The organism is Shewanella sp. WE21 (assembly GCF_002966515.1).
Classification (GTDB): domain Bacteria; phylum Pseudomonadota; class Gammaproteobacteria; order Enterobacterales; family Shewanellaceae; genus Shewanella; species Shewanella oncorhynchi.
In genome coordinates this window covers 3,571,935-3,589,084 of sequence record NZ_CP023019.1, presented here as the reverse complement: position 1 = coordinate 3,589,084, position 17,150 = coordinate 3,571,935, and the positions used below count along the sequence as shown (strand labels likewise).

Sequence of the window (17,150 nt, the reverse complement as noted above, 5' to 3'; positions counted from 1 at the left end):
CCTAGTAGATTGAGCACTAGCTGATTGTGTTAGAACTCAGTTTAAAACCCGTTTAAACATTTAAATCAGTCGCCGATATCTTTGGCAATATGAACCACCTGCCCAACTACTTCAAACTGATGCTGTTCCTGTTTAGGAACATCCAGGTCACGATAAAAATTATTGTCACTTATCAAGCGCCAAGTCCCGAGCATATTCTGAAAACGCTTTACAAAAAGGTTGTCGCCATCTCTAAAAATGTAGATGTGCCCGTCTGCTGGATTATTGCGCCCAAGGTGAACCACTAGCGTATCGTTGCTGTGAATGGTGGGCTCCATGCTATCGCCTTTTGCCCATACTATGGCTAACTCAGATTCGTTGAAGCCTCTGAACTTCAACCATTTACGCCTGAATGCTAAAAATCTACTTGGCTCAAGCTGTTCAGGGTTTAATGCACCATGCCCAGCAGATACTTGGATTCTATATCCTGGTATTAATGCAAACTCTTCTATGTCTAAGCCTGCATTGTATAAAGCCTTTACCTCTCTGACCTCATCACCTCTACCAGTCGCTAACCATTCTATTGATACGCCCGTCTTATCAGCCAGGGTAATCAGATTATCCAGCGTTGGCGAACTAACACCAGATAGATAGTTATGCAAAGTACTGTATGAAATGCCTATCTCTTTAGAGAAAGCGCGTCCGCTTTTACTACCTAATACCGACCCTAGTCTTTCTGAAAAAGAAGATCCTTTTGCATGTTCCTCAAAAGGATCCGAGTTCCTTTTTAGGTTTTCATGTTCCTTTTCATTGTAAGTCATTGTTTATTTCTACCTTTTTAAAGTTTAAATATAGGAACACCAATTCTTAAAAAGGAACAAAAACACATTGACCTGTTCCTATTGTTGATCAATACTGTTCCTAGATTAACTAAGTTAGTTAGTTTAGATGGTTAACTAACTGCCAATCATTACAGAAAATGAGAGGGATGGGAATGGAACGCACAGATTTACATCGAGCAGACATTATTGCTGCACTAAAAAAGAAGGGCATTTCCATGAGTGCACTAAGCCGTGAAAACGGACTTGCTTCTACAACTCTTGCAAATGCTTTAGAGAGACCATGGCCGAAAGGCGAAAGAATTATAGCCAATGCCATTGGTTTGACTCCGGCTGAAGTATGGCCAAGCCGCTACGCAGAACTGCCGAAAGCGGGGTAACCATATGGAACGGTTTGTTATTAGCGAGATTGTTGGGCTTTCTGGTTTACCGACTACAGAACGTGGTATTCGCAAATTAGTTGAGAGCTTAGCTGAATCCAATGGCATAGAGAGAAGCAAGCGCCAGGGAACAAAGGCATTTGAATACCCTATTAGTATTCTGCCTTTACCTGTCCAAACGGCCTTATACAAGCGTGAAGGTCAAATCAAAGTTGGCGATCAAGTACTGGCATTGCCTAAAAAGAAAAGCCAGCAAACCTATTGCCGTGAAGCACTTTGGGCGCGTTGGAATAAAACCAATCATGCAGCCCAGGCTAAAGCGCAATTCGCATTACGCACAGTACAAGCCGTGTTTGCGCTTAAGCGTAATGGCATCAAGTTAATGGATGCGTATGACTCAGTATGTGCCGAGTACGACATTGCACTTAGCACGCTGCGCCGTCATTGCGCCATGGTCAAAGGCATTGATGAATCAGATTGGGCGCCAGCCTTGCTGCCGAAACACTTTGAAGCCTCACAGGCCAAGAAGAAAAACCAGTTTGCGTTTGTATCACCCGAAGCATGGGAAGCCTTCAAAGCTGATTACCTGTCACTAGAACAACCTGCAATGACAGTGTGTTACGAGCGCTTAAAAGATACCGCTAAAGGTAAAGACTGGGTGTTACCCAGTTTAAAAAGCCTTTCCCGCCGTATAGCCCACGAAATACCAGCACAGCAATTAGTGCTACTGCGTGAGGGTGAACATGCCTTGCACCAACTGTACCCACCGCAAGAACGCACAGTCGAAGGCTTGCATGCGCTTGAGTGGATCAACGGTGACGGCTACTTACACAATGTGTTTGTGAAGTGGTTTAACGGTGAGGTGCTGCGCCCTAAAACGTGGTTTTGGCAAGACATCTACAGCCGTAAGATCATCGGCTGGCGTTGTGATATCAGCGAAAACACCGACAGCATTCGCTTGTCACTTATGGACGTATGCGAAAAGTACGGTGTGCCAAAAGAAATCACGATCGATAACACCCGCGCAGCGGCCAACAAATGGATGACCGGAGGCGTGGCTAACCGCTACCGCTTTAAAGTTAAAGAAGATGATCCACTCGGCATTATCCCCATGCTTGGGATCAAGCTGCATTGGTCGAGTGTGATCCTCGGTAAAGGCCACGGCCAAGCTAAGCCTGTTGAACGTATGTTCGGTGTGGGTGGGCTTGAGGAATACATAGACAAACACCCGTTATGTCGTGGTGCCTATACAGGCCCTAACCCAATGGCTAAGCCGGATAACTACGGTAGCAAAGCCATAGCAGCAGAGGACTTTTTAAAAGCCATTGCTAAGGGTGTTGAAATGTACAACGCCAAAGAAAACCGTAATACCGAAATCTGTAAAGGCTTTATGAGCTTTGATCAGGCATTTGATATCAGCTACCAAAACGCTGAAATACGCAAAGCCACCAAGGCACAGCTGCAACTGATGATGCTGCAAGCCGAAGCGGTACGAGTATCTAAGCACGGTACGATTGTGCTCGATGCTGGCGGCAGTATCAAAGGCCGTAAAAACCGTTATTTCAACGAGACGATGATGAACTATGTCGGCCAAAAACTGGTTGCTCGTTTTGACCCGTTAAAGCTGCATGACTCGTTAGAGATCTACGCCCTCAACGGTGTGCATATTTGTACTGCTGAATGTCTTGAAAAAGATGCCTTTGGTGATACCCAATCAGCCCGTGAAACCAAGCGTAAACGCACCCAGTTTACTAAGAGCAACAAGCTGGCTGCGGCTGCAAAAATCAGCGTAGACCAACTTGAACTGGCCGCAATGATGCGCCCAGCAGCCGAAGAGATTATCCCCGAAACCAAAGTGGTAATGATGGTGCGCCCGACCTCAATCGGTAACACCGCCGCCGCTATGGCTTACGACTATGAACACGACTCAGACCACCAAGCCGAGTGCGCCGCTAACTTTAGCGAAAGCGTTGCCTACCTGCGTGAACTGAAAAGTAAAAACCGTCTTTAAACACTCTCGAAACCAGCGTTAAACGAGCAATAAAAGGAATGAATATGACCAACGTACACAGCCTAGCGAAGGCCGAAAGCAAGCAAACAGACGTCATCATGCGCATAGCTGCATTGATAAACGCAAAGCGTGTTACCTCGGGACAAGTGGCGCAAGAAATTAGCGTTTCCCCGTCGACTTTAAGCCAAGTGTTGAACGGTTTATATAAAGCCGATCCGGTCAAGATTGTGGAGAAGTTAGAGAACTGGCTGCGCCTACGTGAACAACGAGACTCAAACCCAAGCACTGACCCTGGCTTTGTATTAACACCCACCGCCAAGTTGATTATGGACGACCTCACCTATGCCCAAATCACCGAATCTATTGTGGTGATCTACGGTGCATCCGGCGTTGGTAAAAGCAAAACGCTGGATGAATACCAACGCACTAACAACAACGTCTGGAAAGTGACCGCCAGCCCAAGCCGCTCAAGCCTGACCGAATGTTTATACGAGATAGCGATGGAGCTGGGCATGGATCAAGCGCCACGCACTAAAGGCCCACTTGCCCGAGTTATCCGCCAGCGCCTTAAGGGCAGCGAGGGCTTACTGATTGTTGATGAAGCTGATCACCTCGATTACCCCACGCTAGAAGAGCTGCGCATCCTCCAAGAAGAAACAGGCGTAGGCATGGTGCTTGTGGGCAACAACAAGGTCTATACGCAGCTTACGGGCGGACGCCGTAATGAAGACTTTGCTCGCTTGTTCTCGCGCATTGCTAAGAAGCGCGGCATCCATAAAACCAAAGTTGCTGACGTTCGTGCCATTGCAGAAGCGTGGCATGTCGGCGGCAGCACTGAAATGAACGTGATGATCCAAATCAGTGAGCGACCAGGTGGCCTGCGTCTACTGACTAAGACCATAAAGCTTGCCGCCATGTTTGCTAAAGGCGCGGTGATCACAGAGCAATTGCTGCGCACAGCACTTGCTGAACTAGAAACCAACGAGTGAGGTGAGTGATGGAAACATGCTCTGAAAAACTAGGTGGTTACGCTGCCACTTTATGTGAACACATGGCAGCCATTGCGGATGTATTTCCTACTAAAAAATCAAAGGGGATCTACAAGCACACGATAGTCAACCTTACCGAAGGCACCTCAAAAGGAACCATGGTGAAGGTCAAGCAAGGCGAGCATTTAGCGGATGGTCTGGTGTTTAACTACTGCCCATTTTGTGGCGGAAAACTACGTGACACAACAAAGGATGGTGAGTGATGGAAACAGTAAACAAGATTGAAGAGAAAGTGATTGCAGTCATCAAGGGTAAGCCAGTTGAAGCAGACCGCTTTATCACTAATCGCCACGGTAAAAAGTTTGAGTTTGATCGCGTGGGTGTCAATACCCGCGGCGGGTTCTGTTTAGACCAAATGCGTGATGACGAAGTGGTCATTGCACCTGGGCTTATCTACCGTGCAGTGAAGGAGGCATGAGATGGCTTTCGAAGCAAAAGTTAAATGTGATGCCAACGGTTGCTGGCGCGAAGTTGAATTAGATAGTGGCGATCCATCTGATTCACAAAATGAATATTGCGCACTAGAGCAGCAAGGTTGGTTGATTAGTAGCAACGGTGGTGATTACTGCCCTAAATGCGCCCCGATTGTTAAAGCTGAAATGGAGCAAGACTGATGAAAACTCAACTCGAAAAACAAGCGCAAGCACTTATCGCTGTTGGCCGTTTAAATCTGCATGGTTGCACAGTGATCAACATTAACAGTCAGCACTTAACGCCAGTGATCGACGTAGATAAACCGCCGTTCAAACTGCGTTCAAAAGCAGTTCGCATTACCGAAGTACTGCACGGCATGGTCAATCAAATCTGTGTTGCCAGTTACAGCGGGTGCCTAGTGCGTTGGGTAGATGATGGCATGGAAATACCCGAGCAGATTTGCCAAACCCTTAACCAATATTCACCTGAGTTAATCAGCGTGTGGCCGAAGAATTTTTAATAAGGAACTTATAGATGAACACCACTAACCAACCAGCCCCACAGGGCTTCCGCTTAAATGCACTCGGCCATGCTGTACCAGAAAGCCAAGTGAAAGATATCGACAAACTGCGTGATGAAGTCGTGCTCAAAATCATCATGGCTGCTAAAGAAATGCAAGGCCACATGGCGACGTATAAAGCGACATCGATGGCAACGGTTGCCGACTTTATCGACCTCAGCGCCAGCGAGTTTGGCGTTAAGTTTGGCGGCACTAAGGGCAATGTCTCGCTTGTCTCCTTTGACGGAAAATACAAGGTCCAGCGCAGCATAGGCGAACACCGTATTTTTGATGAACGGATACAAGCTGCCAAGGTGAAAATTGATGAATGCATCAAACGTTGGTCGGTAGGTTCGAGCGACCAAATCAAAGCGCTAGTTGAGCTTTCATTCAAAGTGAACAAGCAGGGTTATATCGACGTTAACCAAGTGCTTAGCCTGCGACAGTTAAACATCGATGACGCTGATTGGCGTGAGGCTATGGATGCCATCGCTGACTCAATCCAAGTGATGGGAAGTACGCCTTATCTGCGCGTTTACGAACGCCAAGACGATGGCACCTATAAGCAAATTGCGCTCGATATCGCCAAGTTGTAGCCATGCAATATCTGCTACTGACCCGCTACGGAGAAGTAACCGTAAGTCGCCACGCTGTACAAAGGTGGCGACAACGAACGGGCCGCAACTGGGCACAGATGGTCGAGGCGATAACCACCGCTCACCGACCCACTAAGCAGCAGCTGCGGCGGATAAGGAAGCGTTCAGGCTGGCAACCAAAACGAATATTGGAATGCGAGTGTGCCTACTTCCTTATCACTAACCACAACATTGTCACCGTGTATGACAAGACACGAAGGATTGAAACCGATGCATGAACTTAAACGATTGTTCACCACAGCCCTCAGCCTCAGCGAACTAGAGCATGAAATCGTGATGGCCGAAGCCGTGATGGAGAACGAACGCGCCGGAACGGCATTCCCTGACTCCACCTTTGAGGAAGGTTATATCGCCGCACTTAACTTTGTACTGGGCCGTGAAGGTTCCAACGTGCGCGAAGACTACGAAGCGTTAAGCACTGGCGGTAAGCATGAGCAAACGCCATGAAGACATCATCAAAAGCATCATGGCTTATGGCAGGTTCAAAACCAAAGAACTCGCTGAGGCTTGGGCAATAAAAGAGTTTGGTAGCGACTGGCGTACACGCAGCGCAGTAAAAGCCAAGCGGATCATTATGACAAACCCGCACGAAAAGGAATGGGACGATGAATAGCAAAATATTAGACAAGATTAAAAAGCTACTAAGACTAGCAACATCAAGTAATCAACACGAAGCAGCTTTGGCGCTTTCTCGCGCTCAAAAGCTAATGCAAGAGCATGGTATTGAAAGTGACAATCCAGCCTTAGCAGGTGTTAAAGATGCCACTATTGAAGCGTTGTTTAGAGCAAGAGTGCCAACTCAATACTTATTAATTTTGGCTTACTCGATCGCTAAAGCTTTTGGGTGTGAGTTCTACTTTCAACCCACTTTTAAGAATATGCAGATCGTCTATATCGGCCACAACGAACGCCCAGAAGTCGCAGGTTATGTATTCAATGTTTTAGAACGTCAGCTAACCAAAGCTCGCAAAGAGTTTCTAGACACACTCAGCACCAGAATGAAACGCGCCAATAAAACCAAACGAGCAGATCAGTTTTGTGAGGGTTGGTGCGCTGGTGTGCATAACAAGATTCAGGAGTTTGCGTTAACCGACCAAGAGCGAACTGAACTGATTGCCTTTAAAGACAAAATTGATCTTGCTAAAGGTGGTGCAAGAGAGGCTAAAGGCACTGGCCGTCTCGCTGATGATGCCAAGAATCAAGGCTATAAATCCGCTAAAAACGTGACTTTAAACCATGGCGTAAACGGTCAAGCACAACAACGCATTGCATCTTAAGCGAAACAAGCAAGGCGCTGTGGTGCCTTTCTTGTCTGTTCGGCGTGGTAGCCGAGCACTGATGAGCAGCCTAATGAGGAGTAAGCAAATGAACGTTTACGCAATGAATGAATGCGATTGGTGGATCGGTGAATCACTCGAAGCCTGTATTGCTGACTGTATAGAAGAAACTGGGGATCCTGATTGTATTGAAGACCCTCAAGAATTGAATGGAAAACTACTTGAATCATTAACTTATTTTTCTGATGAAGATTATGACGATGGTGAACCAATCACAAGAACCTTTAAAGAGCAGTTAGAAATTGAAATAGCTTTAGGTGGTGTATTTCCGCGCCGCTTCGCCTCAGCTGAATATTAATTAAACGCGGTTTAAAACCAAAGTAAACGGGGGTTAAAACTATGTTCGGTGAATACACGCCACTCATGAAGCCCATGCTGATAGCTCGCCGCATGGAACGCGGTACGGCAATTGTTGATGATGTACTCGGCCTGCTAAAACTTTGCCCCCGCTGCCAAGAGTTTTGGCCGCAAGATACGCTGTTTTGGTCTACCTCTTCACGCGAAGCTGATGGCCTGCAATGCCATTGTAAAGCGTGTCAGTCAGAGCACCGCAGCGAACGAATCCAACGTAATGAAAGCCGCAACGCGGCATAGGAGATCAGTATGTCAAAAGCAAAATTAGCTGAGTACAACGAGTGGATGATTAAGGCAGAAGATGCAGGTTTTAATCTATTGGTATTTAAAACCCCATGCTGTGATAAAGACCTAAAGACTATTGCACCATCTGATAAAGGTTCAATGTGGGATTCGTTTGCTGTGTGCCCCCATTGTTCACAACCGTTTTTAAAAGAAGTCTACGTTGATCGTGTGGTAGTACAGCGCCTTGAACATCCATCAACCAACTTGAAAACTGCTTAGGGGGATTTATGTCATTACCCGCAGATGATTTTAATAATAAATATCCAATAGGATCGTCTTTTATCTGGCAACCATGTAAGTTTTTAAGAGGCGGTCTAGGAGTTAAAACAATTGAAATCGCTTATGGTAATAAAAAAGAAGCGGTAGTTAGGATTAATAATCCAACAAAATCTGTTGTTTCAATTAATGATTTAACCCCAGCAGGTAATGTAAATGTCTAACGCCCTTAAGCTGGTGCAAATCGGTAAGCGTGATCTACAACTTGACGATGCTATGTATCGCGATTTGTTAGAACAAGTCACGGGCGAACGCAGTGCCAAGGGACTGAGTGAAACCCAACTCAATGCAGTCGTGGCCGCAATGAAGTTGCGCGGCTTTAAGCCAAAGCCTAAACCTCAACCACAGGCGGCGGAGGTGCCGAAGATCCACGCTATCTGGCTAACAATGTATGACCAAGGCTTTGTGCGCAGTCGAACCGAAGTCGCGCTTAATACCTACGTTAAGCGCATGACTAAAACCAGCAACGGCCAAGGCATTGACCGTATTGAATGGTTAAAGTCAGCACAGGCTGTGGCCGTATTAGAGGCGTTAAAGAAGTGGCATTGGCGCTGTATGTCTGATGCCATTATCGCCCGTGGTGGCCGCGTTCCGCTCAATGATAAATTGACAGACAAGGCAGGCTATGAAAAGTTAGCAGACTATTATAGTGAACGGTTTAAACAGGAGGTTTAAATGACATTCATAATCTTAGTGTTAGCGTTTTTAGTTGCATTATTTTTATACAAGGTAATCGGCTGGTTAGCGCCATTTTTGTTTATCGCTGTTGCGGTTGGGTTAGCAATGGAACACTTCAATTTAAGTTTGATAGAAGTTTTTCAAATTGTTGTTTTACTTATAGTTGCAGTGATGGCTATTTATGCTTACGTCAAAAAGGAGAAGCATCCAGAGCAACCAGTTCATCATTCTGATAAGGATGATAAAAATTCCGCGCTTTGGAAGGAATAGCCCAATCCCATGACCATGGGATCACCTGTGCCGTATACTTAACACACCTCGCCATGCGGGGTGTTTTTCTATCTGGCGAAAGGTGGCGGCAATGACTCAATCAACAACTCATATACACAATGCGGCGAACGAAGATAACGGCGACTTTTTTGGTTACGATAATGTCAGCCTAGAAGATGTTGAACGCATAGCTGATGATGAAGAGTCACAGCGCTGGCCTGAAGCGATGCGCCAAATCTATGTCATGTTTAAACATGAACTTGAAGTGCATGATGCTGATACTCGAATTGCCATTGCATTACTAAATCGTATTTGTCGTGAGTTCGGTGGTGTGCAGCTGTACCTACCCCGTGGCCGTCAACTTGAATCTGAGATCATGAATCTGTCAATTTGGCATGAGTTCAAAGGCGATAACGTTGAGGAACTATCGCGCAAATACGATAAGAGTATGCAGCATATCTATCGCGTTATTGCTAAGATGCGCAAACGCGAAGTGAAGAACCGACAACCAGAATTGTTTTAAGGGAAAGGATTATGGTGAGTGAACCATTATTTAATGCAGCATTTGAAAAAGTGTGTAATGAATTTGCAATACCTATAACCTTGCATAAAAAAATCCATAAAGTAATTTTAAAAAATCAGAATGATCCAAGAACAGCAAGTAAGATGGTTGCTGAGATACTTCCATTTAATTGGGTTCACGAATCGATTTCGCCAATTTTATTAGGCGAAAATAAAAATGATTTTAGCAAGGAGCACGTATCATTTTTCGTATCGAGAATAGTAAGAATTCATCGCATTTATGAGCAATGGGAGCGAATACAAAGAACGAAAAAAACATTGCCATATTTGCTTCTTTCTCGTGGCACCACGCTTCAAAATTGTCCAGTCCATAAAGATGATTACGATAAGATATTTTCTGTTGATGATGAATATTGGATTACTCATCCAATAGCAGAGCATCTCATATGTAGTTGTACGATTAGAGGAATGACTGATTTGGAACTAAACAACCGACGTTAATTAATCCCACCTCACTATAAAAAGCACAATCCGATTAGGCTATTTTAATCAGGTTGTGCTTTTATGTTTTCATCCTCTCACTCTTTTGTCGGCATAGCGTTTTCAACCGCTGGATACTCGCCTGAGTTTATTCATGCTGTACGCTTTATACTGATTGAAGAAGGTGCGCTATATCAAGATGGCACACCCAAGCCAGACCTTGGCTATGTCAACGACCCTAAAGATGCTGGCGGTGAAACCAAAGGCGGTATCAGTAAACGCGCTTTCCCTAACCTCGACATTGCCGCGCTCACCTTAGATAAAATCGTTTCTATTTATCATACCTATTATTGGAAACCCGCATTCTGTGCGCAATGGTCTGGCCCTGTTGCGCTGTATACCTTCGATGCTGCCGTACAGCATGGCGTGACCAATGCGCTATTGATGCTGCAAGAAATCGCTGGCACTAAAGCCGATGGCAAGATTGGCCCCGCCACTCGCGCCGCTGTTAATGGCTGCGATGTTGAATACCTCTGTGCCCGTTATGGCCTGCGCCGTGCACGTTTTTATGCCCGTATCATCATAAAGAATATTACCCAAGGCCGTTTCCTTGAGGGCTGGCATAACCGCTTAGTCAGCCTCACCAGCGCCGCATGGGAGCTTCAGTAATGGGTAAGAACTGGGACTACTCAAAAGCTAAGGGGCGCGAGATGCGCCTTAATGCTGAACTGCGTTTTTACCACACTGGCGAGCCAGTACCTCAGCCGCCGTTGTTTAGCCATTGCGGCACTATGCAAGCGCACTTTAATCATGCCTGGCATAACGTTTCTCAATGCGATATCCGCATTCATCTCGACCAATCCATTGTGCCCACTGGCACAGACAAATTATCAAAACTTAGGAGCTTACGACAATGGCACTCCCTTTAATTATGGCTGTGGCACAAATGGCTATGCAGGTTGGCCCTGCTGCAATTCGTGGTATTTCATCACTCTTTGGCGGCAGTGATACCGCCGATAAAATCGCTGGTATGGTTGAGCAAGTAGATGATGTACTTGGCTTTAGCAGTGAGCAAAAGGAAATGGCGCTTACTCGCAAAATGCAAACACTATCACCTGAGTCGATGGTGGAACTTGAGCGCATTAAAGTGGAAATGGAAAAGGAAATCACCCGCCGCCAAGAGCTTGCGCTTAACGATAAGCAGGCCGAGCAGCACGAAACCCAAGAGACGATCCGCAGTGGCGACAAAGCCGAAGATCCTTACATACGTACCACTCGCCCGTTAATGGCGCGTCAATCCATGTGGGCTGTGATCCTCTATTGCTTTTTGATGGAAGTCTTACATGCCTTTGGCTATGGCGTTGGCATTGATGTGTCAGTTGCTGCGCTGCTATCGAGCCCCGCGTGGGCTTACCTTGGCTTGCGTACCCTAGATGGCTTTGCCCCGCACCCCAAAGGCAGCGGTCAAAAAGTGGTTAGTACACTGATGAACGTTGGTGCCAATGTTATCAAGGGGCGTTAATGACTAACCCATTTGATCTCGCACAGGAAGTTGAGCAGGTGTTTAGAGATAACGCCATTGCTCGACAGTTAGACCATGATGTTGAACAACCCTTAATAGATAAACACGGTAGCCGTTTTTGTATCGCCTGTTGCGAGCCAATCCCGCCAGCGAGTTTAGCTGCTAACCCAAATGCGGTGCGTTGTATTGATTGCCAAACGGCTAAGGAACGCTAATGGAGATCTGGCTTAAAGCCTATTGGCCGATGCTGTGGGCGGCATTAAGTACCATTGGCTTAATGATTCTTGCGCTGTTGTCTAAGACATACGCTAAGCATGAAGACCTCGCTAAGGTTGAAAAGAAAGTGGATGACTTAAAGGCACATGTGGATAGCTTGCCGACTCAAAAGCAAATAACAGAATTGATGGTTGAGCTAGCAAACACACGCGGTGAGATTAAAGAACTCAGAGCAAACATTCAGCCCGTAGAACACTTAGCAAGACTGCTATTAGAACAGCGTTTAAAGGATGATAAATAGGGGTTCATATGTCATTTAAAGAGCTATTAATCGAAGACCAACGGCTAGTGATCTTACGCTCTTTGCGTGAGATGCCAGCCTATGAAGCCAATGAATCAATTGTTGATTCTTGTCTTGAAGCCTACGGCCATAACATTAGCCGCGACCAAGTACGCACTCATTTAGCATGGCTCGAAGAGCAAGGTTTAGTATCAGTACGTAATTTATCCGAGTGCCAAATTGCCCGCTTAACTGGCCGTGGTGAAGATGTTGCATCCGGTCAAGCAACAGTGCCAGGTGTTAAACGCCCACGGGCATAAGGGGGCACTATGTCTAATCTTACCAATGCAAAGAGTAGCCGTAAGTCAAAAGTGAATTTGCTGCCGCAGGAAATCCGCGATCAACTGCATGCGCTTTTACGCAGTGGCAGCATGCATCAAAAAGATATCCTTGAAGCCGTTAATCAAATGATTGATGAAGCGGGTTTGCCAGAAGATGCCAAGCTATCGCGCACCGGCTTTAATCGCTTTGCTAAAAAGTTTGAAACCATAGGTGAGCGTATTCGCCAAAGCCGCGAAGTTGCCGAAGTGTGGACAGCTAAGCTAGGCGAAGCACCCACATCTGATGTGGGGAAATTGCTGCAAGAGTTTGTGCGCACAATGGCGTTTGAAACCTCAATGAAGATGATGGATGCATCTGATGAAGAAGACGCAAAACCCATTGATCCAAAAGCCCTAGGGCAGTTGGCATTAGTCATACAACGTGTTGAAGCGGCAGCGATGTCGAGCATTAAAGTTGAGAAAGAGATCCGCAGTGCCTTTGCAATTGAAGCCGCAGAGAAGGTAGAGAAAGTTGCCAAAACAGCAGGTTTAAGCAAAGAATCAGTTGAGCTATTCAAGCGTGAAATATTGGGGATTGCATAATGAGTATTAAGCAAAAGGTATTAGGTGCCGCTGCTGGTGTTGCCTTGGCGCTGAGCAGTTCGGCCAGTACCTTTGATCCTACTTATGAAGCCTCGGTACTCAGTCGCTTTGATCCTACTGCGGTATTGCTCGGCTACCAAAAAGATTGGATAGCCGATGAAGCCCCATTAAAGATTGGCGAGAAGTCGCGGCGAACTGGGCTCACTTGGGCTGAGGCATGTGATGCTTCACTGTGTGCCAGTGCGGCACGCGGCCAAGGTGGGACCAATCATTTCTATGTGGGTTCCAACAAAGAAATGGCGCGGGAGTTTATTGATGCTGCGGCAATGTGGGCCAAGGTATTCAATAAAGCGGCTGGCGAGATCCAAGAAGAATTATTTATTGATGATGGTCAGGAAGGTAAAGAGATCCTGACCTTCTGCATTTACTTTGCATCCGGCTTTAAAATTCAAGCGCTATCCAGTAACCCCGCAAACTTACGGGGTATGCAGGGTAACGTTACTATTGATGAGGCCGCATTCCACGAGAAGCTAGCCGAAGTTCTTAAGGCCGCTTTAGCGCTCACTATGTGGGGCGCAAAGATACGCTTGATCTCAACCCATAACGGCACTGATAACCTATTTAATACCCTGATTAACGATTCCCGTGCGGGTAAAAAAGATTACTCAGTGCACCGCATCACCTTAGATGATGCATGCGCCGATGGCCTATACAAACGTATCTGTCAGGTACGTGGTAAAGAGTGGAGCCAAGCTGCTGAGGATGAATGGAAAGCAGGCTTGATCAAAGCCACTGCTACCGAAGAAGATGCCCAAGAAGAATACTACTGTGTACCCAAGAACGGCGGCGGTGCTTACATTAGCCGTGGCCTACGTGAACGTGCCGCGATACTCGATGCCCCCGTGCTGCGCTTTACCGGATCAACTCTGTTTAACCAAGCTAGCGAACATGCGCGTAAGGGTGAAATGCAAGAGTGGTTAGAGCAAGAGCTTGAGCCTGTGCTTAAGAACTTGCCTGTAAATCTGCGCCATGCCCTCGGTGAAGACTTTGCGCGGACTGGCGACTTAACCGTGTTCGCCCCAATCACTGTTGAAGAAAACACTAAGCGCACTGTGCCGTTTTTAGTTGAGTTAAAAAACGTGCCATTTAAGCAGCAAGAACAAGCGCTGTATTACATCTGTGATCGCCTACCAAGACGAGACGGTATCTATCTCGATGCCCGTGGTAACGGCCAATACTTAGCCGAGCAAGCCCGTTATAAATACGGTGCTGAGGTGGTTGAGGTCATGCTGTCGGTGGCTTTCTATCGCGAGAACATGCCGCGCTTTAAAGCCTTATTTGAAGACGATGAGATCTTGCTGCCTAAGCATGAAGATGTGATTACCGACTTAGGCCAAATCCAAATCTATCGGGGTGTGCCAGGTATTGACGATAGCCGGACAACGGGCAGCGATGGTAACAAGCGCCACGGCGATAGTGCAGTCGCTATCTTCTTAGGGATCTTGGCGTCAAAAGCTGACATCACTCGTTATGAACTGCATACCATTAAAGCCGAACAAGATGAGCAACACCGCAAATTCTTTGGCACAGCCGCCGATAACAACCGATTTGAAGACAGACCGCACCAAGACTTACGCGGCAAAGGGATAAGACTATGAGCAGCATTTTAGACCCGTCAACGGGTAAGCCTTTTAAAGTCGATCAGCAGGTAATGAGTACTGACATTGCCCGTGCTTATACCACTGGGGTACGTAACCCCCGCGCTAACCCTGTTGCATCCAGCTTAACGCCCCACCGTTTGGCGGCTGTGCTGCGAAGTGTGATTGACGGTAACGACCCCGAAGCCTATATGACTTTGGCCGAAGAAATTGAAGAGCGCGATCTGCATTACTCGGCGCAGCTGCGAACGCGCAAGCTAGCCGTGGCCGCAATAGCGCCAACCGTAGAAGCGGCCAGTGATGATGCTATTGATGTGCTAATGGCTGAGCGTGTGCGGGAGATAATGGACGATGACCAAATCCCCGAGTTGTTTTTCGACTTGCTCGATGGCCTAGGTAAAGGCTTGGCCGTGGTGCAAATTCTTTGGGATACCCAATCAACCCCATGGAAACCACAGGATTATAAATGGGTAGACCCACGCTACTTGCGCCAAGACCAAGAGACGCTTGAGCAGATATTATTGATTAGTGAAGATGCGCCCATGGGTGCGCCACTTGATCCATACAAGTTTATCTTGCACACGCCGCGTTCTAAGTCGGGTAGCGTGTGGCGCAATGGCCTAGCGCGTTTAGTCGCTGTGATGTACATGCTTAAGTCGTTTACGATTCGCGATTGGTGGGCGTTCGCTGAGGTATTCGGTATCCCAGTGCGCATTGGTAAGTACGGCGCGAACGCCAGCACAGATGACATTGATACTTTGATTAATGCGATTGGCCGGATTGCCAGCGATGCGGGTGCGGTGATCCCTGAATCAATGAAAATTGAAATGGTTGAAACGGCTAAGGGCAATGGCGGTAATACCCTGTTTGAGAACATGGCCCGTTGGTGTGATGAGCAAGTCTCAAAAGCCGTTCTCGGCCAAACTATGACAGCCGACAACGGCAGCTCGCAATCGCAAGCGACTGTGCATAACGAAGTGCGGATCGATATCGCTAAGTGGGATGCGCGCCAACTTGAGTCATCAATCAATGAGTACTTGATCAAGCCATACATCATCCTTAACTGGGGTGTGCAACTGCGTTATCCCAAAGTACGGATCAAGGTGCCTGAGCCAGAAGACTTAAAGATGTTTGTCGAAAGCATCACGCCATTAGTTGACCGTGGCCTAAAAGTCTCGACCTCTGAAATGTCTGATAAGTTTGGTTTGAGTACAGTGAAAGACGGTGAAGAAACCTTAGTGCCGCTACAGTCTGCCAGTATGCTTGATATGCCCATTTCAATGAATCGCCAGCATGAGCAGCGTATAGCCATTAACCGCGTGATGAATACTGCGGAAGCCGAGATTGATGCACTGACTAATGAGGCTATGAGCGAGTGGGAACAAGTCGCTGACGAGTTTATGAACCCTATTATTGAGCTCGCCAACAAGTCTGCTACCTATGACGAGTTCGCCGCAGGCTTGCCAGCATTGCAAGAGCAGCTCGGCGCGGAACAGTTCATTGCCCAAATGGCGCAGTACATGTTTCAACTACGTGGCCTAGGAGACAACCAAGATGGCTGATGCTCTTATCCCCAAAGAAGCGCTGGCATGGTTCAAGCGCAAAGGCATTAAGCCAGGATTCGACTTTCGGGATGTGTGGAAGGAAGAACAAGCCAACGCTTTTACCGTCGCTAAGATGATGAACGCCGATCTACTCGTTGACGTAAAGCAAATCGTTGAAGACGCTATTGCCAGCGGCCAAACCTTTGAACAGTTCCGCGATATCCTTAAACCGCTATTAGTGAAGTCAGGTTGGTGGGGTGTGCAGACCATGCAAGATCCATTGACCGACGAAACCAAGCTAGTGCAACTGGGTAGCGAAGGCCGTATAAAGACCATTTATAAAACTAATATGAGAACGTCGCGCTCTGCTGGCCAATGGGAACGTATCCAACGCACTAAGCGCACCTTGCCCTATTTGCTTTATCAACTGGGACCAAGTGAGCAACACCGCATCGAGCACTTAAAGTGGAATAACACTTTATTGCCAGCGGATGATCCGTGGTGGGACGTTCACATGACACCGAACGGATGGGGCTGCAAGTGTTGGATAAGGCAAGTCTCGCAGTACGAGGCCGACAAGTTGATCGCCTCGGGTAAAGTGTCTACCACTTCACCCGCCAGTAAAAATAAGCGCTGGGTAAATCGGCGCACTGGCGAAGTGGAAGAACTGCCAGAAGGGATTGATCCAGGATGGAACTACAACCCAGGCAAAGGGCGTGAAATGATGCTTGCCAATGACCTATCTGAAAAAGAAGCGCGAATGCGTCAAACGCTCGCTACTGATGCTTAACTGACTACTGGCTACAAAGTTACTCGCAAAAAAGTTTAAACGCCTGTGGGAAGATTTAAACAGGGTTTAAACTAGGTTGCGCTGGATGTTTTAGGTTGGCTTGCAGTTGCGCGCTTGCCAACCTGTTT

30 protein-coding genes and 1 other RNA gene are annotated in these 17,150 nt (G+C 47.0%); 30 read left to right on the top strand and 1 reads right to left on the bottom strand.

Annotated elements, in window-relative coordinates; translation table 11 throughout:
• Nucleotides 1-65 precede the first annotated feature (65 nt).
• Nucleotides 66-800, bottom strand: a complete 735-nt coding sequence (locus CKQ84_RS15970; RefSeq protein WP_105252022.1) for an XRE family transcriptional regulator — start codon at nucleotides 798-800, stop codon at nucleotides 66-68.
• A gap of 173 nt (nucleotides 801-973) precedes the next feature.
• Between CKQ84_RS15970 and CKQ84_RS15965 the strand changes: the two genes are divergently transcribed.
• From CKQ84_RS15965 to CKQ84_RS15815, 30 genes are all read left to right on the top strand, one after another.
• Nucleotides 974-1,198, top strand: coding sequence for a helix-turn-helix transcriptional regulator (locus CKQ84_RS15965; protein ID WP_071938781.1), 225 nt, complete (start codon nucleotides 974-976; stop codon nucleotides 1,196-1,198).
• A 4-nt stretch (nucleotides 1,199-1,202) separates the two neighbouring features.
• On the top strand, nucleotides 1,203-3,209 hold the full coding sequence (locus CKQ84_RS15960; protein WP_105252021.1) for a transposase domain-containing protein: 2,007 nt from the start codon (nucleotides 1,203-1,205) through the stop codon (nucleotides 3,207-3,209).
• Nucleotides 3,210-3,253: 44 nt separating this feature from the next.
• Nucleotides 3,254-4,198, top strand: coding sequence for an AAA family ATPase (locus tag CKQ84_RS15955; RefSeq protein ID WP_105252020.1), 945 nt, complete (start codon nucleotides 3,254-3,256; stop codon nucleotides 4,196-4,198).
• Between the two features lie 8 nt (nucleotides 4,199-4,206).
• A complete protein-coding gene (locus tag CKQ84_RS15950) occupies nucleotides 4,207-4,461 on the top strand; it encodes a hypothetical protein (RefSeq protein ID WP_105252019.1) in 255 nt (84 codons plus the stop codon).
• Nucleotides 4,461-4,676 (top strand): hypothetical protein, encoded by a 216-nt coding sequence (locus tag CKQ84_RS15945; RefSeq protein ID WP_105252018.1) that lies wholly within the window; start codon nucleotides 4,461-4,463, stop codon nucleotides 4,674-4,676. Before CKQ84_RS15950 ends, CKQ84_RS15945 begins: the two co-directional genes overlap by 1 nt.
• 1 nt (nucleotide 4,677) lies before the next feature.
• A complete protein-coding gene (locus CKQ84_RS15940) occupies nucleotides 4,678-4,872 on the top strand; it encodes a hypothetical protein (RefSeq protein WP_105252017.1) in 195 nt (64 codons plus the stop codon).
• On the top strand, nucleotides 4,872-5,192 hold the full coding sequence (locus tag CKQ84_RS15935) for a hypothetical protein (protein WP_105252016.1): 321 nt from the start codon (nucleotides 4,872-4,874) through the stop codon (nucleotides 5,190-5,192). Before CKQ84_RS15940 ends, CKQ84_RS15935 begins: the two co-directional genes overlap by 1 nt.
• Nucleotides 5,193-5,206: 14 nt before the next feature.
• Entirely contained in the window at nucleotides 5,207-5,827 is a 621-nt protein-coding gene (locus CKQ84_RS15930; protein ID WP_105252015.1) for a DUF3164 family protein, read from the top strand.
• A 270-nt stretch (nucleotides 5,828-6,097) separates the two neighbouring features.
• Nucleotides 6,098-6,334, top strand: coding sequence for a hypothetical protein (locus tag CKQ84_RS15920; RefSeq protein WP_105252013.1), 237 nt, complete (start codon nucleotides 6,098-6,100; stop codon nucleotides 6,332-6,334).
• Entirely contained in the window at nucleotides 6,318-6,500 is a 183-nt protein-coding gene (locus tag CKQ84_RS15915; protein ID WP_105252012.1) for a hypothetical protein, read from the top strand. Before CKQ84_RS15920 ends, CKQ84_RS15915 begins: the two co-directional genes overlap by 17 nt.
• Entirely contained in the window at nucleotides 6,493-7,164 is a 672-nt protein-coding gene (locus CKQ84_RS15910) for a DUF2786 domain-containing protein (protein WP_105252011.1), read from the top strand. The genes CKQ84_RS15915 and CKQ84_RS15910 overlap by 8 nt, the downstream gene beginning before the upstream one ends.
• Nucleotides 7,163-7,239, top strand: an RNA gene (locus CKQ84_RS15905) — hammerhead ribozyme type II. The genes CKQ84_RS15910 and CKQ84_RS15905 overlap by 2 nt, the downstream gene beginning before the upstream one ends.
• Before the next feature lie 13 nt (nucleotides 7,240-7,252).
• A complete protein-coding gene (locus tag CKQ84_RS15900) occupies nucleotides 7,253-7,522 on the top strand; it encodes a hypothetical protein (protein ID WP_105252010.1) in 270 nt (89 codons plus the stop codon).
• Nucleotides 7,523-7,563: 41 nt separating this feature from the next.
• Entirely contained in the window at nucleotides 7,564-7,818 is a 255-nt protein-coding gene (locus CKQ84_RS15895) for a hypothetical protein (RefSeq protein WP_105252009.1), read from the top strand.
• A 9-nt stretch (nucleotides 7,819-7,827) separates the two neighbouring features.
• Entirely contained in the window at nucleotides 7,828-8,082 is a 255-nt protein-coding gene (locus CKQ84_RS15890) for a hypothetical protein (RefSeq protein ID WP_105252008.1), read from the top strand.
• Between the two features lie 8 nt (nucleotides 8,083-8,090).
• The gene (locus CKQ84_RS15885; RefSeq protein ID WP_105252007.1) at nucleotides 8,091-8,303 is read left to right on the top strand and encodes a hypothetical protein; all 213 of its coding nucleotides are present in this window, start codon (nucleotides 8,091-8,093) and stop codon (nucleotides 8,301-8,303) included.
• On the top strand, nucleotides 8,296-8,814 hold the full coding sequence (locus CKQ84_RS15880; RefSeq protein ID WP_105252006.1) for a gp16 family protein: 519 nt from the start codon (nucleotides 8,296-8,298) through the stop codon (nucleotides 8,812-8,814). The genes CKQ84_RS15885 and CKQ84_RS15880 overlap by 8 nt, the downstream gene beginning before the upstream one ends.
• Nucleotides 8,815-9,087 carry a hypothetical protein gene (locus tag CKQ84_RS15875; RefSeq protein ID WP_105252005.1) on the top strand — a complete coding sequence of 91 codons (273 nt, stop codon included), beginning with the start codon at nucleotides 8,815-8,817 and terminating at the stop codon, nucleotides 9,085-9,087.
• Between the two features lie 91 nt (nucleotides 9,088-9,178).
• Nucleotides 9,179-9,610 carry a Mor transcription activator family protein gene (locus CKQ84_RS15870; protein ID WP_105252004.1) on the top strand — a complete coding sequence of 144 codons (432 nt, stop codon included), beginning with the start codon at nucleotides 9,179-9,181 and terminating at the stop codon, nucleotides 9,608-9,610.
• Between the two features lie 14 nt (nucleotides 9,611-9,624).
• The gene (locus CKQ84_RS15865; protein ID WP_216822557.1) at nucleotides 9,625-10,110 is read left to right on the top strand and encodes a phage head morphogenesis protein; all 486 of its coding nucleotides are present in this window, start codon (nucleotides 9,625-9,627) and stop codon (nucleotides 10,108-10,110) included.
• Nucleotides 10,111-10,173: 63 nt separating this feature from the next.
• The gene (locus CKQ84_RS15860) at nucleotides 10,174-10,758 is read left to right on the top strand and encodes a glycoside hydrolase family 108 protein (protein ID WP_105252002.1); all 585 of its coding nucleotides are present in this window, start codon (nucleotides 10,174-10,176) and stop codon (nucleotides 10,756-10,758) included.
• Nucleotides 10,758-11,018 carry a hypothetical protein gene (locus CKQ84_RS15855; RefSeq protein ID WP_105252001.1) on the top strand — a complete coding sequence of 87 codons (261 nt, stop codon included), beginning with the start codon at nucleotides 10,758-10,760 and terminating at the stop codon, nucleotides 11,016-11,018. The genes CKQ84_RS15860 and CKQ84_RS15855 overlap by 1 nt, the downstream gene beginning before the upstream one ends.
• Nucleotides 11,003-11,611: a hypothetical protein gene (locus CKQ84_RS15850; protein WP_105252000.1), complete on the top strand. Its 609-nt coding sequence runs from the start codon at nucleotides 11,003-11,005 to the stop codon at nucleotides 11,609-11,611. The genes CKQ84_RS15855 and CKQ84_RS15850 overlap by 16 nt, the downstream gene beginning before the upstream one ends.
• Nucleotides 11,611-11,826, top strand: a complete 216-nt coding sequence (locus CKQ84_RS15845) for a TraR/DksA family transcriptional regulator (protein ID WP_105251999.1) — start codon at nucleotides 11,611-11,613, stop codon at nucleotides 11,824-11,826. The genes CKQ84_RS15850 and CKQ84_RS15845 overlap by 1 nt, the downstream gene beginning before the upstream one ends.
• Nucleotides 11,826-12,128, top strand: coding sequence for a DUF2730 family protein (locus tag CKQ84_RS15840; RefSeq protein ID WP_105251998.1), 303 nt, complete (start codon nucleotides 11,826-11,828; stop codon nucleotides 12,126-12,128). The genes CKQ84_RS15845 and CKQ84_RS15840 overlap by 1 nt, the downstream gene beginning before the upstream one ends.
• Before the next feature lie 8 nt (nucleotides 12,129-12,136).
• Entirely contained in the window at nucleotides 12,137-12,427 is a 291-nt protein-coding gene (locus tag CKQ84_RS15835) for a hypothetical protein (protein WP_105251997.1), read from the top strand.
• Between the two features lie 9 nt (nucleotides 12,428-12,436).
• Nucleotides 12,437-13,030 (top strand): DUF3486 family protein, encoded by a 594-nt coding sequence (locus CKQ84_RS15830; RefSeq protein ID WP_105251996.1) that lies wholly within the window; start codon nucleotides 12,437-12,439, stop codon nucleotides 13,028-13,030.
• Nucleotides 13,030-14,688, top strand: coding sequence for a terminase family protein (locus CKQ84_RS15825; protein ID WP_105251995.1), 1,659 nt, complete (start codon nucleotides 13,030-13,032; stop codon nucleotides 14,686-14,688). Before CKQ84_RS15830 ends, CKQ84_RS15825 begins: the two co-directional genes overlap by 1 nt.
• Nucleotides 14,685-16,250, top strand: a complete 1,566-nt coding sequence (locus CKQ84_RS15820) for a DUF935 domain-containing protein (protein ID WP_105251994.1) — start codon at nucleotides 14,685-14,687, stop codon at nucleotides 16,248-16,250. The genes CKQ84_RS15825 and CKQ84_RS15820 overlap by 4 nt, the downstream gene beginning before the upstream one ends.
• Nucleotides 16,243-17,022 carry a phage minor head protein gene (locus tag CKQ84_RS15815; protein WP_105251993.1) on the top strand — a complete coding sequence of 260 codons (780 nt, stop codon included), beginning with the start codon at nucleotides 16,243-16,245 and terminating at the stop codon, nucleotides 17,020-17,022. The genes CKQ84_RS15820 and CKQ84_RS15815 overlap by 8 nt, the downstream gene beginning before the upstream one ends.
• Nucleotides 17,023-17,150 lie beyond the last annotated feature (128 nt).